This is a genomic window from Massilia antarctica (assembly GCF_015689335.1).
Taxonomy (GTDB): Bacteria; Pseudomonadota; Gammaproteobacteria; order Burkholderiales; family Burkholderiaceae_D; genus Telluria_A; species Telluria_A antarctica.
Map to the genome: position 1 here is coordinate 2,165,112 of NZ_CP065053.1, position 15,009 is coordinate 2,180,120.

The window sequence follows — 15,009 nt, forward strand, 5'->3', positions numbered from 1 at the left end:
CCAAGTTTGTCGGTTCGCCACGAACTTGGGCCCCCGCCTTCGCGGGGGCGACGGCGGAAGTTGCAACATAGAAATTCAATCACCTGGAGTGATACATGAAAGCACTGCTCGATCTATTCAAGCAAGTTCAGCAAAACGAAACGTTCGACGCGATCAAGATTGGTCTGGCGTCGCCTGAAAAAATCCGTTCGTGGTCCTACGGCGAAGTAAAAAAGCCGGAAACCATCAACTACCGTACCTTCAAGCCAGAACGCGACGGTCTGTTCTGCGCCAAAATCTTTGGTCCTATCAAGGACTACGAGTGCCTGTGCGGTAAGTACAAGCGCCTGAAACACCGCGGTGTGATCTGCGAAAAGTGCGGCGTCGAAGTTACCCTGGCCAAGGTGCGCCGTGAGCGCATGGGCCACATCGAGCTCGCTTCGCCAACCGCGCACATCTGGTTCCTGAAGTCCTTGCCGTCGCGTCTGGGCATGGTCCTCGACATGACCCTGCGGGACATCGAACGCGTTCTGTACTTCGAAGCATATGTGGTCACCGATCCAGGCATGACCCCGCTGAAGAAGTGCCAGATCATGTCGGAAGACGACTACGCCGCCAAGTACGAAGAGTACGGCGACGACTTCACCGCCTTCATGGGCGCCGAAGGTATCCGTGAACTGCTGCGCTCGATCGACATCCACCGCGATGCCGAAGCCCTGCGCGTGGAACTGAAGGAATCGAAGTCCGAAGCGAAGATCAAGAAATACGCCAAGCGCCTCAAGGTGCTCGAGGCATTCCAGCGTTCGGGCATCAAGCCGGACTGGATGATCATGGAAGTGCTGCCAGTGCTGCCGCCGGAACTGCGTCCGCTGGTGCCACTGGACGGCGGCCGCTTTGCGACCTCCGACCTGAACGACCTGTATCGCCGCGTCATCAACCGTAATAACCGCCTGAAGCGCCTGATGGAATTGCGCGCTCCGGAAATCATTACGCGTAACGAAAAGCGCATGCTGCAAGAAGCGGTCGATTCGCTGCTGGATAACGGCCGTCGCGGTAAAGCGATGACCGGCGCCAACAAGCGTCCGCTGAAGTCGCTCGCTGAAATGATCAAGGGTAAAGGCGGCCGTTTCCGTCAGAACTTGCTGGGCAAGCGCGTCGACTATTCGGGCCGTTCGGTCATCGTGGTCGGTCCTCAGCTCAAACTGCACCAGTGCGGCTTGCCGAAACTGATGGCCCTGGAACTGTTCAAGCCATTCATTTTCAACAAGCTCGAACTGATGGGTCTGGCAACGACGATCAAGGCCGCCAAAAAGCTGGTCGAGATCCAGGAACCGGTCGTGTGGGACATCCTGGAAGACGTGATCCGCGAACATCCGGTCATGCTCAACCGTGCGCCTACGCTTCACCGTCTGGGTATCCAGGCCTTCGAGCCAGTCCTGATTGAAGGCAAGGCCATCCAGCTGCACCCACTCGTCTGCGCCGCGTTCAACGCCGACTTCGACGGTGACCAGATGGCGGTCCACGTCCCACTGTCGATCGAAGCGCAGATGGAAGCGCGTACCCTGATGCTGGCGTCGAACAACATCTTGTTCCCGTCGAACGGCGAACCGTCGATCGTACCGTCCCAGGATATCGTGCTCGGTCTGTACTACGCGACCCGCGAAGCGATCAACGCCAAGAACGAAGGTATGCTGTTTACCGACGTCTCGGAAGTGATCCGCGCCTACGACAACAAGGAAGTCGAACTGACGACCCGCATTACCGTGCGTATCGTCGAGAACCCGAAGGATGTCGAGACCGACGAATTCGTGCGCACCGTCACGCGCTACGAAACCACGGTCGGCCGTGCGATCCTGTCCGAAATCCTGCCGAAGGGCTTGCCGTTCTCCGTACTGAACCGTGCCCTGAAGAAGAAAGAGATTTCGAAGCTGATCAACACGTCGTTCCGCAAGTGCGGGCTGCGTGCCACCGTCGTGTTCGCCGACAAGCTGATGCAGTCCGGTTTCCGTCTCGCGACGCGCGCCGGTATCTCGATCTGCGTCGACGACATGCTGGTACCACCACAAAAAGTCACCCTGATTTCCGCCGCCGAGCAGGAAGTCAAGCAGATCGAGCAGCAGTACGCTTCCGGTCTGGTCACCGCAGGCGAGCGTTACAACAAGGTCGTCGACATCTGGGGCAAGACCTCGGACGAAGTCGGCAAGGCGATGATGGACCAGTTGAAAGTAGAAGATGTCGTGAAGCGCGACGGGACGAAATCAACCCAGGAATCGTTCAACGCGATTTACATGATGGCCGACTCGGGCGCGCGTGGTTCGGCAGCCCAGATTCGCCAGTTGGCTGGTATGCGAGGCCTGATGGCCAAGCCGGATGGTTCGATTATCGAAACGCCGATTACCGCGAACTTCCGCGAAGGTCTGAACGTGTTGCAGTACTTCATTTCGACCCACGGCGCTCGTAAAGGTCTGGCCGATACGGCACTGAAAACGGCGAACTCGGGTTACCTGACCCGCCGTCTGGTCGACGTGACCCAGGATCTGGTTGTGATCGAGGACGATTGCGGTACTACCAACGGCGCGCTGATGAAGGCGATGGTCGAAGGCGGTGAAGTCATCGAGCCGCTGCGCGACCGTATCCTCGGCCGTGTCAACGTGCATGACGTCGTCAATCCTGAAACCCAGGAAACCTTGTACGAAGCCGGCACCCTGCTCGACGAAGACATGGTCGAAGAAATCGAACGCCTGTCGATCGACGAAGTCAAGGTTCGCACGCCACTCACTTGCGACACGCGCTTCGGCCTGTGCGCCAAGTGCTATGGCCGCGACCTGGGCCGCGGCATGCTGGTCAACGCCGGCGAAGCGGTTGGTGTTGTCGCTGCGCAGTCGATTGGTGAGCCGGGTACCCAGCTGACCATGCGTACCTTCCACATTGGTGGTGCGGCATCGCGTGCGGCAGTGGCCTCGTCGGTGGAAGCGAAGTCGAACGGTACCATCCGTTTCACCGCGACCATGCGTTACGTTACCAATGGCAAGGGCGCCCAGATCGTCATTTCCCGTTCCGGCGAAGTGTTGATCACGGACGACCACGGCCGTGAGCGCGAGCGTCATAAAGTGCCGTACGGCGCGACCCTGATCGTCAAGGATGGCATGGTCATCAAGGCCGGTACGGCCCTGGCAACCTGGGATCCGCTGACCCGTCCGATCATTACCGAGTACGCCGGTACCGTCCGCTTCGAGAACGTCGAAGAAGGCGTCACCGTTGCACGCCAGGTTGATGATGTGACCGGTCTGGCTACCCTGGTGGCGATCGATGCGAAGCGTCGCGGTTCCCTGACCAAGACCTTGCGTCCGCAAGTCAAGCTGCTCAACGACGTCAACGAAGAAGTCAAGATTGCCGGTACCGAACACTCGGTGGCGATCGGCTTCCAGGTCGGCGCGCTGATCATGGTCAAAGACGGTCAATCGGTATCGGTCGGCGAAGTGCTGGCACGTATCCCGACCGAATCGCAAAAAACGCGCGACATTACCGGTGGTCTGCCACGGGTTGCCGAGCTGTTCGAAGCGCGTTCGCCGAAAGACGCCGGCATGCTGGCGGAAGTCACGGGTACGGTTGCGTTTGGTAAAGAAACCAAGGGCAAGCAGCGTCTGGAAATCACGGACATGGACGGCAACAAGCACGAGTTCCTGATCACCAAGGACAAGCAAGTGCTGGTTCACGACGGCCAGGTAGTGAACAAGGGCGAGATGATCGTGGACGGCCCGGCCGATCCGCAAGACATCCTGCGTCTGCTGGGTATCGAAGCGCTGGCGCGTTACATCGTTGACGAAGTGCAGGACGTGTACCGTCTGCAAGGCGTGAAGATTAACGACAAGCACATCGAAGTGATCGTGCGCCAGATGCTGCGCCGCGTGCAGATCGTGGAAGCGGGCGATGCGAACTACATCGTCGGCGAACAGGTCGAGCGTTCGGAGCTGCTGGACGAAAACGATCGCGTGATTGCTGCCGGCAAGATCCCTGCGACGTATGAAAACGTACTGCTGGGTATTACCAAGGCATCGTTGTCGACCGATTCGTTCATCTCGGCAGCATCGTTCCAGGAAACCACCCGCGTGCTGACCGAAGCGGCGATCATGGGCAAGCGCGATTCGTTGCGCGGCCTGAAAGAGAACGTCATCGTCGGCCGCCTGATTCCTGGCGGTACCGGTCTGGCCTTCCACCGCGCCAAGAAAGAGAAAGAGGCGTGGGAAGTGGAAGAGCGCAAGGCGCTGCTGGATGCTGAAAAAGCAAACATGGCGACCGAGCTGCAAGCCATGGAAGACAACACGGCGGCACAGCACAGCGACGAAGCGTAATCTAGCTTTAACGCAAGCAAAAACGGCACCGGGGAGCGATCCTCGGTGCCGTTTTTTTATGCGCGTCGCACGTGCCTTCCGGCAAGCCCATTGCGCGACATCAAAGCCGATCCGCATTCAACGCGTTCCGCCCGTGTGCCATTTGACGCGTTTTTTAGAGGCGACCATACTGGTTTGATCGTTTGTCACGAACGTCGAAGCAGGGTGCAAGTGTGCCTGAACATGTTGATCGCTTCGATGTTATCTGGAGAACTAGCATGAAGGCATCAAATCTCACCACATTCAGTGCTGCGGATGCGACGACGCGTTTTGCAGAGTTGCTGGACACAGCCTTGGGGCAGCCAGTCGGCATTACCATGGATGATCGGGTCACCGCTTATCTGGTTTCAAAATCGGCCTACGAGGCCATGCTGGAGAGGCTGGAGAATCTTGAGGACCAGCTGTGGACGTTTCAGGCAGAAGTCGCGCGCAAGGAAGGTTTCGCAGAGCAGGAAGAAGTGGAAGGCCTACTTCGCCGACTTAGGAATAGCGGACATGAAAACGCTAAGGCTAAGTAAGAGTGCGGCGAAGTTTTGGGGAAGCCTGGATGCAAAACAGTACAGGCAAGTTGGCAAGGCCATCACAACGCTTCTTGAAAATTCTCGTCCGCAAGACAGTCAGTGTCTTAAGGTGTCCAGACACGCCGAACGACGCGTTGATGCCGGCGAGTACAGAATTATTTATGTAGACAGTGATGAAGAGATAGAGGTACTCGTCATCGGAAAGCGTAATGATGATGAGGTCTACAAGCGGTTGCGGCAAAAGTAGAGCAGGTTTGAGGCGTCATGCAAACTACAAACCGCATCCACCCTGGCAATAGCGCAGGTAACGCCTCCTGAATCAGAAATGCATTGGTTGGTGTTGGAGTCGCAGCAGGGTTGCCGACAAGCTATTGTATGGATGCTGACAGTGGACCGAGGGGCATGGTGCACATGGCCAAACTAGTCCTGGCATCGCTGGCGCTTACCTCGTCACAGCTGGGACTTGAACTTGGCTAAGCCACCCCATAAGCTCGCCACGCTTCCCCAGCTGCCAGACACCCGCGCCGGCGCCGGCCTCGACCCACCCAGCGCATCTTCGACTGCTTGCAGCCCCAGCTCCTCCGCGATCCGGCAGGCTTGCATGCCTGCGCTCAGGCGTTCATCCTTGCGTGCGAAATCGCTGAAGCGCAGGCGGTCGTGCTTGCCGAAATAGGCAAACCGGATCACCGGACGCCTGGCTACCCAGGCAATCAGCGGCCAGTCGAAGCCGGCGAAGGCTTTCTCCACGCCCGGTACGACGATATGCTCCTGCTCCCAATCGATAAGCGCGTGAAACAGCGCTTCGCGTTGATGGCGGGAATACACGGTCCCGGCCGCGCAGGAAGCATGGCATGCGACCAGCAAATCGGCAAAGCGGTCACCGATCACCGACCGAATGAAGGCGCTGCCGCCATACTGTCCGGTGTAGTAGAAAATAGCGTACGACTCGGCGCAGACTTGGCGGTTGATACTGCGAAAATGGTCCAGAAATGCGGCAACCGCGGCAAGCTTCTGCGCGCGCGCGCCCGGCACGCACAGCCACGGTAGCGAGGCGATGCGCGCCCCCAGGGTTCCCATCTTGAAATAGCCCGACGCCCACAAAGTGCCGTGCGCGGCGATCAAGGCGAACGTCAGCCGCTTGCCGGAGTCCTGGTAGACGCGCCGATACAAGCTCACGCGGCGCTGCAAATCGTGCGCCTCGCCTGCCAAGGCATAGCCTTCGGTCCTGAAATGCTCATATGCCGCTGCCGTCATCGTATCCTCGCCTGCTGAAAAATTTTCCGTACTCATCTATACGCAAGCTCTGTGCCACTTCCGCGACTTTTCCAAGTGACTGATTTTTAAAGGATTGATGGCCGTGGCCGCGCCACGCCTGTCAAGCGCGTGTACAGCCAACGCCGTCTTGCTATCAACGCCGCGTACATCTGATGGGCCGTCGATGTTGGCCTTGACGCTTTCCCAGGTTTAATTGACACTTTAAAAATATTTCAAATCCGGCCGATGTGATTCATCAGGCCGGTTCAACCTCGACACGGAGTCCGCATGAAAGCAAGCCACGCGATCGCCATCCTGCTTGGCTTGGCAACCAGCGCCGCGAACGCAATCGACGTCGAGTACGGCGACTGGGCCGTCGCCTGCGACAACACGCGGCGCTGCGAAGCCGTCGGCTTTCAGCGCGACAGCGCCGGCGAGGAGCCGGTCGCCCTGCATCTGGTGCGCGAGGCCGGCCCGGAACAGCCGGCCTCGCTCACCTTGATGCTCGACACCGGCAGGGGTAATGTTCCGGATAAAGTCAGTATCACGGTCGGCCAGGTGGTCCTGCACGACGTGGTTCCTGAACAGGAGATCGACGAGGACAAAGCCGCCCGCTTGATCCCTGCCTTGCTCAAGGGCGAGCGCGCCGAGATCCGGGCCGGCGCGCGCCACTGGGCCGTGTCGCTCAACGGCGCCAGTGCTGCCTTGCTCAAGATCGATGACGTGCAGGGAAGGGTAGGCACGCCGGGCGCCCTGGTGCGCAAAGGTACCAAAAGCGAATCGTCAGTGCTGCCTGCGCTCCCCGTTCCCGTGCTGCGCGCGGCGCGGCTGGATCGGGCCGGCCCCACCGACCAGCGCTTGCTCGCGGCAATCCTCAAGTCGATCGGCAAGCGCGATTGCAGTCGCGACGAGCAGGACCCTGACAGCATGGTACGCAGCCTGGACCGGCCGTCGGGCGGCAAAGTGCTGGTCATGATCCAGTGCGGGCACGGCAGCTATCAATCCGCGTCCGACGTCTGGATCGCCAACGCCAAACCGCCCTATGCGCCCGTGCCGGCGGTCTTGCCGCGCCTCGCGGACAACCATGACAACAGCGTTGCCAACGGCGGGTTCGACGATGGTGTATTGAGCTCGTACGATAAGTTGCAGGCCACGGCCGAGTGCGGCACGTCGACCAAATGGCTGTGGACGGCGCAGGGCTTCAAGCTGCTCGATGCGACGCGCGCCACGATGTGCCGCGGCTTCCCCGAGGGAATTTCCTTGCGCACCTGGACCGCCGCTCTGGCGCCGAAATAGGGCATGATTGCCGACAGGCGGAAACGCCCGCCTTACCAACCTACGATGACAAAGGAGTCCATATGAAACGTGTTACCGGCATTGGCGGCATATTCTTCAAATCCCCGGACCCGCAGCGGCTGGCCGAATGGTATCGGGTCCATCTTGGTTTCGCGGTCGAGGAATGGGGCGGCGTCGCCTTCCAATGGGCGGGGCCGGGCAATCCGGCCGGAACGGGCACCACGGTGTGGAGTCCGTTCCAGCAAGACACGAAGCACTTTGCGCCGAGTTCCGCGTCCTTCATGATCAACTATCGGGTCGACGACTTGCACGCCCTGCTGGCCGCGCTGCGCGCCGAAGGCTGCGCGGTGGAAGACAAGGTCGACGAGTCGGAGCAAGGCAAGTTTGGATGGGTGATCGACCCTGACGGCAACAAGCTCGAATTATGGCAAGCGCCGGATGGCAAATAAGCTTCAGCCCGGTGGCTTGATGACCATCGCCGGCAGCGCCGCCGTCGACCCGGCGTCGCTTGCACGCCAAACACCTTACTGAATGCTTGCTATGCCTGCTTATGCCCGCTTCGCTCACTATCTCTTGATCGCCGTCTTTGCGTATGCGGCCGTGCGCTCGGTACAGCGTTATCTTGGTGACGCGTCGCGTTTTTACGTGGAACTGATGCTCTTGCTATTTCTCTGCGGCGGCATTGTCGGAATGTACCGCCGCGTCGCCTGGGGACGGCTTTTTGCCTCCTGTTTCAGCGTAGCGATTGCCTTCGCCAGCCCGCTCGCGCTCACCGTGTTCGATGGCCCGGTGCCGCAGGGGTCGGTCCTGCACACGATGCTGAACATGTCGACCGTGCTGGCCTGGTTTTACATCGTGATCACGGCGACGCTCGTCCTCATGCCCGCATTGCTGATCGGCATACGGCGCGACTGGTTCCGCTACGCATGGTGGTAGGCCATGGCCACATCCACTCATCCATATCTTCAAAAAAGTTCACCATGTCCATGCCAGAAAAACTGATCTTCCTTCCCGGCGCCGGGGGCGATCCGGCCTTCTGGCAGCCCGTGTCCGACGCGCTGGTGCATCCGGCATCGCGCTGCCTGCTTGGCTGGCCCGGCTTTGGCGTGGTGCCAGCCGATCCCCGCATCGATGGCATGGATGGCCTGGTCGCCCTGGTGCTGGACCAGATCGACCGGCCCTGCGCATTGATCGCGCAGTCGATGGGCGGCGTCGTTGCCATCCAGGCTGCGCTGCGGCGGCCGGACCTGGTCACCCATCTGGTGCTGGCCGTCACGTCGGGGGGCGTCGATATGACCGACCTGCATGCCGAGGATTGGCGCGGCGCTTTCCTGGCAGCCAACCCGGCTGTGCCGCGCTGGCTGACCGATTATCGGGCTGACCTCAGCGCCGCCATCAAAACCCTCCGCATGCCCACCTTGCTGCTGTGGGGCGACGCCGATCCGATCAGTCCGGTCGCGGTCGGTACCAGGCTAAATGGCTTGCTTCCTGATAGCCACCTGCACGTCATCGCCGGTGGCGGCCACGATCTGGCCAACCGGATGGCCGCCACCATTGCACCACTGATCGACGCGCATCTTGCCTTCGCCGCCTGATTCACCTCATGCGTAACTATTTCTTTTTGGCCAGCTTCTTTTTCCTCTTGCTCAGCAGTTTGCCCGCGTGGGCCGCGCACATCACCGTGTTCAAGGCGAAACGCATCCTGGAATACAAGGCTGACGGCGTGATCCGCCGCTTCAAGATCGGCCTGGGCGCCTCTCCAACCAGCCGCAAGCTGCGCCAGGGCGACCGCAAAACGCCCGAGGGAAATTACCTCATCACGCATAAAAATCCGCAGAGCCAGTTTTATCTGTCGCTCGGCATCAGCTACCCCAATCTCGATGATGCCGTCGTGGCCGCCAAGTCGGGCATCATCACGCCACGGCAGCACGCGGCCATTGCGGACGCCATCAAACAAGGAGGCGCGCCGTCCCAGCACACGCCCATGGGCGGCGATATTTTCATCCATGGAAAAGGCGCGGGCAGCGACTGGACTTGGGGCTGCATCGCCCTCGACGATCAACCGATGCGCGTGCTGTACGACCTCGTCCGCCCGGGCGACAAGATCAGCATTCGACCATAAGCCGCGGCTCAGCCCTGTTTCAGCTGGTCGATGAACCAGCGGCCGGCGCGGCCCGGCGGATTGTCCGCCAGGTGGATCGCATGCATGGAAAACCCCGGCCCGGCCGTCGCGAAGATGTCAATCTGGATCGGCACCAGCGCGCCGCTGCGAATGTCCGCCTCGACCATGTGCAGCGGCATGTGCCCCCACCCCAGTCCGGCGCGCAGGAAGGCATGCTTCGCGCCCAGGTCCGCCAGGCGCCACACGCGCGCCGAGACCACCCCGAAATTGCGCCCTGCGGTGAGCGATGAGCGGTCCGTCAACACCAGCTGGATATGCTCGGCCGCGGCGGAACGCGGCACCATGCTTTGCAGCGCCGCCAGCGGATGCGTTGGCGCGACCACCGTCACCGCCGCCACGCTCAACAAAAACTCGGACGCGCAGCCGGCCGGAATTTCCGGCAGCGAGCCGATCACCGCGACCCGGCAATTCCCGTCCAGCAAAGGCTGCAGTACCGCACCCAGCGCTTCAACGTACAGACGTAACGGCGTCGAGGGAAACGCCGCGTGAAACGCTTGCACGGCTGCGGTCAGATTGGCAATCGGATACATCACATCCACCGCCACTGCCAGCTCGGGTTCCAGTCCCTCGGCCAGGCTGCGCGCCTTGGCCTTGAATTCATCCATGCCGTGCGCGGCCGTGCGCGCCAGCTCCAGCATCGCCCGGCCAGCCTCGGTCAGCCGGGGATAGCGGCCGGTCCGCTCGAACAGCGCAAACCCCACCTGCAACTCCAGGTTCGCCAGGGTCGTGCTCACCACCGACTGCGCACGGCGCAGCTTGCGGCCCGCCGCCGAGAAACTCCCTTCATCGGCGGCGGCAATAAAAGTCCGCAACTGGTCCATCGACATCCCGTCAAGCATATATCTATTCCTTGGATACTATCGATCTGATTATATAGGCTTCTAAGATGCTTCGAGCAGGCATAAGATTCACTTCATGTACTAACAACCGAGAAGAATGGAGTAGGTCATGAACATGAATCAAGCGCAACTCAAGCAAACCGCGGCAGCCCAGCGTCAGGTGACGCTGCGTTCCGCAGGCCACACCCGTGGCGGCATCAACCGCCTGGTCAGCCCCGGCGACATCGGCCAGTTGATCAAACCGTTCGTCTTCCTCGACCTGTTCAAGCTGGGCGCGAACGGCAGCAACATGGGCATGCACCCGCATTCGGGCATCGCCACCGTCACCGTGGTGCTCGACGGCGCCGTCGAATACAAGGAAACGACCGGCCATCAAGGCATCCTGCCGGCCGGCGGCGTGGAGTGGATGAGCGCCGGCGGCGGCGTCTGGCACGACGGCGGCGCGGTCCCCGGCCAGCAGGTCGAAGGCTTCCAGCTCTGGCTTGCCCTGCCGGAAGAAGATGAAAACGGCCCCGCGCAAAGCCAGTATCTGGCGCCGCAGGAAGTGCAGAGCCATGGTCCGGCGCGCGTCATCATCGGCAATTATGGCAATGCCAGCAGCGCCATTCGTCCGCGCGCATCGATCAACTATCTGCATGTGACCTTGGCCGATGGCGAACGATGGACCTACACGCCACCGGCCGGCCATGACGTTGCCTGGGTGTCGGTGGCCAGCGGTGCCGTGCAAACGGCGGGTACGGTGGTCAAGCGCGAAGTGGCCGTGTTTGAAGAAGGCGAGGGCGCGATCGATGTCGTGGCCCAGGGTGCAACGCAGTTTGTGCTCGGCTCGGCCCCCAAGCATCCGCACGACCTGGTGACGGGTTACTACTCGGTGCACACCAGCGCGGCGGCGCTGGCGAAGGGCGAAAAGGAAATCGAGCGCATCGGCACCCAGCTGCGCGCGGCGAAATTGATGTAAGCGACCACCATATTCATCATCTGAATTGAAGGGAAATACCATGAACACCACGACTCACAACACTTCCGTTATCCCCGTCATCGGCCGCGTGCTGCTGGCTGCGATCTTCATCTTCAGCGGGATCGGTAAAATCATGGCGCCGGGGGCCACCATCGGCTACATGGAGGCCATGGGCATGCCGCTGGCTTCGGTCGGCCTGGTGATCGCCATTGCGGTCGAACTGGTCGGTGGCCTGATGCTCGCCGTCGGCTTCAAAACACGGCTGGTGGCACTCGGGCTGGCGCTGTTTTCGATCGTGACCGGCCTGGTGTTCCACCATGCGATCGGCGACCAGAACCAGCTGATTCACCTGCTGAAAAACCTGGCCATGGCTGGAGGCTTGCTGCAAGTGGTCGCCTTTGGCGCCGGTGCGTACAGCCTGGAGTCGGCAGCCGCTGGCACGACTAGTCGCCAGCTTGCCTAATCGCTGTTTTGGCCGAAAGGAGCGTCGAGTTCGGCGCTCCGTTAAAATCCTGTAAGGCCAGGCTTAGCCGGGCAGTTGCCATCCAAGCTGACAGAAACGGATCACCTCATGCTGCTGGAAGACCTCGATACGCACTGCCCGGTTCACGGCGATCCGCTCAATGATGGGGTGGTCATAATTTCGTACGGATTGTTCCGCTATAGCGAAGCGTTCAACAAGGCCCACCGGAACCTGTTTCCTAAGTCGAAATTAATGGTGCGGGGCGGGTGCGGGGTAAACGACGAAATCATTTACCGCGTGCGCTACTGCAATGCATGCCGCAAAGCCCATCTGTTGTGGGGGGCGGAAAATAAGTCACATGATGGCTTGCCGCATCGGGCGGACGAATTCGAGCGCATCCTTCATCTGCGCTTTGGCATGGAAATCTTGGTCACCGAGGTACCGCCAGAAGTGCATGACATGATGCGTGCACATAAACTGGTGGACGCGATAAAACTTCTTCAGCGCGCTAACCCGGGTGTGGAGATACCCGAGCTGCGCGCACACATGCGTTACCTCAGCCGCGGCGCGGAACTTGAGCAGGCGATTTTGGCGATGCGTACAGCCGGCCCGCACCTGGCATATGCGCAGATCGGCACGATGACTGAGCGGGACTGCAAAGACGCGCTGAACAACCGTCTCATCGACAACTGACCGATTCCTCACAGTCTCCGATGAAGGGGCGCGCGATGTGGTCCGCAGCGCGCAGGGCCAGCAATGCCTGAACGCCGCTGCAGACGCTGCCACGCAGCGTCGATCCGACTTGCCACGCGCGCTTCCTGGCAGGCCTTTGTTACGGGCAGTTTAAAGGATCACTGGTTTGCCGCAGCCTGGCCGGAAATCGGAGTAAGATTGCCGTTCTTATCAACCTAGCAAACCGGAGTACACCATGAGTTTCGACAATTTTCTGACTCGACTGAAAACCAAAGCCGGTGAAATCAAAACGGACGTCCTGAAATTCAAGAACAAGGATTTCATGAACGCGGCCATGGCCGGTTCGGCGCTGATCGCCATGGCGGACGGTAATATCTCGTCGGAAGAGAAGCAAAAAATGGTCAAGTTCATCGAGACCCACGACGCGTTGTCGGTGTTCACCACCAGCGATGTGATCAAGGCTTTCCAGGACCATGTAGGCCAGCTCGAATTCGACAAGGATATCGGTGAATCGAAAGCCTATCAGGCACTGGGCAAGATGAAATCGAACGTCGAGGCGGCGCGCCTGCTGGTGCGCATGGTGATCGCCATCGCTGCGGCCGACGGCAATTTCGACGCCACCGAAAAGGTCGTGGCGGTCAAGATTTGCAAGGAACTGGGCCTGAGCCCGGCCGAATTCGAACTGCAATAAGAAGATGGGGTAGGCTGCAAGCCCACCCCATGCTGTTTATTTGCCTGACAGGCGGACCTTGCCGAAGGCGTCGCCGGCTTTCCAGGCCGGCATCGCCGCTGCGTTCGCCACGCGCAAACCCAGGTTCAAGGTGAACTGCGCCTGCTGCACCATGCCCGACAAGTCCCAGGCCGGATCGTACTCGTCGCTCACCTGATGGTAGCGTGCCTGGTACGCATCTTCCTTGGCCTTGCTCCCTGCGGGATCCTTCACGTAATCCTTGCCGCCTTCGATCGAAAAGGCTGGAATGCCGGCTTTCGCGAAGCTGAAATGGTCGCTGCGGAAGTAGCCGCCCGCCAGGTCCGGCTCCGGCTTGCGCACCGCCAGATGCATCGCTTTCGCGGTCGCTTCCGCCATCGCGCCCAGTTCCGTGCGTTCGCTGCCCTGGGTGCTGATATCCTTGGCCGCGCCGACGAAATTGAGGCTGTCCAGGTTCAGGTTGGCCGCGGTTTTATTCGCGGGCCACAGCGGGCTGCTGGCGTACGCCGCGCTGCCCAGCAGGCCCTGTTCTTCGGCCGCCACCCACAGGAACATCTGGCTGCGTTTGGCCGGCGTGCGCGCCGCTTCCTGCGCCATCGCCAGCAGGCCGGCGCTGCCGGAGGCATTGTCGACCGCGCCGTTGTAGATGGTATCGGCGCCGTCGCCTTGCTTGCCCAGGTGATCCCAGTGGGCGCTGTAGATCACCACTTCGTCCTTGAGCTTCGGATCGGTGCCCGGCACCACGCCGGCCACGTTGAACTGTTCGACCATGCGCACGGCCGCCTTCATCTCGCCTTTGACCTTCGCTTTCAGGGCCACCGGCTTGAAGTCCTTGGTCTCGGCGGCGCCGCGCAGCGAATCCAGGTCTTCGCCGGCTGCGCTGAACAGGGTGCGCGCGGCCGCTTCCGTCATCCAGCCCTGCATATTCGCGCCCAGTTTGCCCTGCGCCAGCTGGAAGCGTTCGCTCAGCCAGCTGTTCTGCACCACGCTCCAGCCATACGAGGCCGAGGCATCGGTGTGAATCAGCAGCACGCCGGCGGCGCCGTGGCGCGCGGCTTCTTCGAATTTGTAGGTCCAGCGGCCGTAGTAGGTCAGGCCCTTGCCGTTGAAGCGGTTCGGCTCCGCCGCCGTCGGCGCCGGGTCGTTGACCATCATGACCAGCACTTTGTCCTTGACGTCCATGCCCTTGTAGTCGTCCCAGCCTTCTTCCGGCGCGGTGATGCCGTAGCCGACGAAGACCAGTTCCGCATCCATCGCGTGCACGGGCTTGGCGTCGCCCGGTGCCCACACCCAGTCCTTGCCGAAGGTGAGCGCCTGCGCCTTGCCGCCCGCTTCCAGCGCCACGCTGCTGCTGTCCGGCGTGGCCTTCACACCAGCGATCTTGACCGACTGGCGGAAGCTGCCGCCGTTGCCCGGTTTGAGGCCGGCGGCCAGCGCCTGCGATTCAAGGTAGGCCACGGTCAGGTCGCCGCCGCGCTGGCCGGTGCCGCGTCCTTCGAGCACATCGCTCGACAGGAACGACAGGTGGGCGCGCAGCGGCGCTTCCTTGACGATGGGGACGGAGGCGGCGCCGGCGGCGTACGCGGGGAAAGCTGCGGCCAGGCTGGTAGCCAGGGCCGTGCTGACGAGGGCGGAAAGCATCTTTTGCATGGGTTCCTAGTGCGGTGGAGGGTGGTAAATACGGCGCCCACGGGGGGCGGAGCGAAACATTGTATGCCATTCCG

General features: G+C 61.0%; 15 protein-coding genes. 12 read left to right on the plus strand and 3 right to left on the minus strand.

Annotated features, from left to right (window positions below):
- Positions 1–95 precede the first annotated feature (95 nt).
- From rpoC to IV454_RS09890, 3 genes are all read left to right on the plus strand, one after another.
- The gene (gene rpoC / locus IV454_RS09880) at positions 96–4,331 is read left to right on the plus strand and encodes a DNA-directed RNA polymerase subunit beta' (RefSeq protein ID WP_206091332.1); all 4,236 of its coding nucleotides are present in this window, start codon (positions 96–98) and stop codon (positions 4,329–4,331) included.
- 257 nt (positions 4,332–4,588) lie between these two features.
- Entirely contained in the window at positions 4,589–4,888 is a 300-nt protein-coding gene (locus IV454_RS09885; protein WP_206091333.1) for a type II toxin-antitoxin system Phd/YefM family antitoxin, read from the plus strand.
- Positions 4,866–5,138 carry a type II toxin-antitoxin system RelE family toxin gene (locus tag IV454_RS09890; protein WP_206091334.1) on the plus strand — a complete coding sequence of 91 codons (273 nt, stop codon included), beginning with the start codon at positions 4,866–4,868 and terminating at the stop codon, positions 5,136–5,138. Before IV454_RS09885 ends, IV454_RS09890 begins: the two co-directional genes overlap by 23 nt.
- 203 nt (positions 5,139–5,341) lie before the next feature.
- Here IV454_RS09890 and IV454_RS09895 read toward each other — a convergent pair whose 3' ends face one another.
- Positions 5,342–6,181, minus strand: a complete 840-nt coding sequence (locus tag IV454_RS09895) for a hypothetical protein (protein ID WP_206091335.1) — start codon at positions 6,179–6,181, stop codon at positions 5,342–5,344.
- Between the two features lie 252 nt (positions 6,182–6,433).
- On the opposite strand from IV454_RS09895, the gene IV454_RS09900 reads away from it, so the two are divergent.
- The 5 genes from IV454_RS09900 to IV454_RS09920 all read left to right on the plus strand — a co-directional run bounded on the left by IV454_RS09900 (position 6,434) and on the right by IV454_RS09920 (position 9,563).
- Positions 6,434–7,441, plus strand: a complete 1,008-nt coding sequence (locus IV454_RS09900; RefSeq protein WP_206091336.1) for a DUF1176 domain-containing protein — start codon at positions 6,434–6,436, stop codon at positions 7,439–7,441.
- A 62-nt stretch (positions 7,442–7,503) separates the two neighbouring features.
- Positions 7,504–7,890, plus strand: a complete 387-nt coding sequence (locus IV454_RS09905; protein ID WP_206091337.1) for a VOC family protein — start codon at positions 7,504–7,506, stop codon at positions 7,888–7,890.
- A gap of 91 nt (positions 7,891–7,981) precedes the next feature.
- Positions 7,982–8,377: a hypothetical protein gene (locus IV454_RS09910; RefSeq protein WP_206091338.1), complete on the plus strand. Its 396-nt coding sequence runs from the start codon at positions 7,982–7,984 to the stop codon at positions 8,375–8,377.
- A 44-nt stretch (positions 8,378–8,421) separates the two neighbouring features.
- Complete coding sequence (locus IV454_RS09915) at positions 8,422–9,036, plus strand: alpha/beta fold hydrolase (protein WP_206091339.1); 615 nt, start codon at positions 8,422–8,424, stop codon at positions 9,034–9,036.
- Positions 9,037–9,044: 8 nt separating this feature from the next.
- Complete coding sequence (locus IV454_RS09920) at positions 9,045–9,563, plus strand: L,D-transpeptidase family protein (protein WP_206091340.1); 519 nt, start codon at positions 9,045–9,047, stop codon at positions 9,561–9,563.
- Between the two features lie 8 nt (positions 9,564–9,571).
- Here IV454_RS09920 and IV454_RS09925 read toward each other — a convergent pair whose 3' ends face one another.
- A complete protein-coding gene (locus tag IV454_RS09925; RefSeq protein WP_206091341.1) occupies positions 9,572–10,462 on the minus strand; it encodes a LysR family transcriptional regulator in 891 nt (296 codons plus the stop codon).
- Between the two features lie 115 nt (positions 10,463–10,577).
- On the opposite strand from IV454_RS09925, the gene IV454_RS09930 reads away from it, so the two are divergent.
- From IV454_RS09930 to IV454_RS09945, 4 genes are all read left to right on the plus strand, one after another.
- On the plus strand, positions 10,578–11,420 hold the full coding sequence (locus tag IV454_RS09930; protein WP_206092626.1) for a pirin family protein: 843 nt from the start codon (positions 10,578–10,580) through the stop codon (positions 11,418–11,420).
- Positions 11,421–11,460: 40 nt separating this feature from the next.
- Positions 11,461–11,883, plus strand: coding sequence for a DoxX family protein (locus IV454_RS09935; protein WP_206091342.1), 423 nt, complete (start codon positions 11,461–11,463; stop codon positions 11,881–11,883).
- A 108-nt stretch (positions 11,884–11,991) separates the two neighbouring features.
- On the plus strand, positions 11,992–12,576 hold the full coding sequence (locus tag IV454_RS09940; RefSeq protein WP_206091343.1) for a hypothetical protein: 585 nt from the start codon (positions 11,992–11,994) through the stop codon (positions 12,574–12,576).
- 235 nt (positions 12,577–12,811) lie between these two features.
- Positions 12,812–13,267 (plus strand): tellurite resistance TerB family protein, encoded by a 456-nt coding sequence (locus tag IV454_RS09945; RefSeq protein WP_054265758.1) that lies wholly within the window; start codon positions 12,812–12,814, stop codon positions 13,265–13,267.
- 36 nt (positions 13,268–13,303) lie between these two features.
- On the opposite strand, the gene IV454_RS09950 is transcribed toward IV454_RS09945, so the two are convergent.
- Positions 13,304–14,935, minus strand: a complete 1,632-nt coding sequence (locus IV454_RS09950) for a M28 family peptidase (RefSeq protein WP_206091344.1) — start codon at positions 14,933–14,935, stop codon at positions 13,304–13,306.
- Positions 14,936–15,009: the final 74 nt, after the last annotated feature.

Bases quoted from the DNA above. Each gene is read 5' to 3' on its own strand.
- IV454_RS09945 (WP_054265758.1), top strand. From the start codon at position 12,812: ATGAGTTTCGACAATTTTCTGACTCGACTGAAAACCAAAGCCGGTGAA.
- IV454_RS09950 (WP_206091344.1), bottom strand. From the start codon at position 14,935: ATGCAAAAGATGCTTTCCGCCCTCGTCAGCACGGCCCTGGCTACCAGC.
- IV454_RS09910 (WP_206091338.1), top strand. From the start codon at position 7,982: ATGCCTGCTTATGCCCGCTTCGCTCACTATCTCTTGATCGCCGTCTTT.
- IV454_RS09930 (WP_206092626.1), top strand. From the start codon at position 10,578: ATGAATCAAGCGCAACTCAAGCAAACCGCGGCAGCCCAGCGTCAGGTG.
- IV454_RS09915 (WP_206091339.1), top strand. From the start codon at position 8,422: ATGTCCATGCCAGAAAAACTGATCTTCCTTCCCGGCGCCGGGGGCGAT.
- IV454_RS09940 (WP_206091343.1), top strand. From the start codon at position 11,992: ATGCTGCTGGAAGACCTCGATACGCACTGCCCGGTTCACGGCGATCCG.
- IV454_RS09885 (WP_206091333.1), top strand. From the start codon at position 4,589: ATGAAGGCATCAAATCTCACCACATTCAGTGCTGCGGATGCGACGACG.
- IV454_RS09935 (WP_206091342.1), top strand. From the start codon at position 11,461: ATGAACACCACGACTCACAACACTTCCGTTATCCCCGTCATCGGCCGC.
- rpoC (WP_206091332.1), top strand. From the start codon at position 96: ATGAAAGCACTGCTCGATCTATTCAAGCAAGTTCAGCAAAACGAAACG.
- IV454_RS09900 (WP_206091336.1), top strand. From the start codon at position 6,434: ATGAAAGCAAGCCACGCGATCGCCATCCTGCTTGGCTTGGCAACCAGC.
- IV454_RS09925 (WP_206091341.1), bottom strand. From the start codon at position 10,462: ATGCTTGACGGGATGTCGATGGACCAGTTGCGGACTTTTATTGCCGCC.
- IV454_RS09890 (WP_206091334.1), top strand. From the start codon at position 4,866: ATGAAAACGCTAAGGCTAAGTAAGAGTGCGGCGAAGTTTTGGGGAAGC.
- IV454_RS09895 (WP_206091335.1), bottom strand. From the start codon at position 6,181: ATGAGTACGGAAAATTTTTCAGCAGGCGAGGATACGATGACGGCAGCG.
- IV454_RS09905 (WP_206091337.1), top strand. From the start codon at position 7,504: ATGAAACGTGTTACCGGCATTGGCGGCATATTCTTCAAATCCCCGGAC.
- IV454_RS09920 (WP_206091340.1), top strand. From the start codon at position 9,045: ATGCGTAACTATTTCTTTTTGGCCAGCTTCTTTTTCCTCTTGCTCAGC.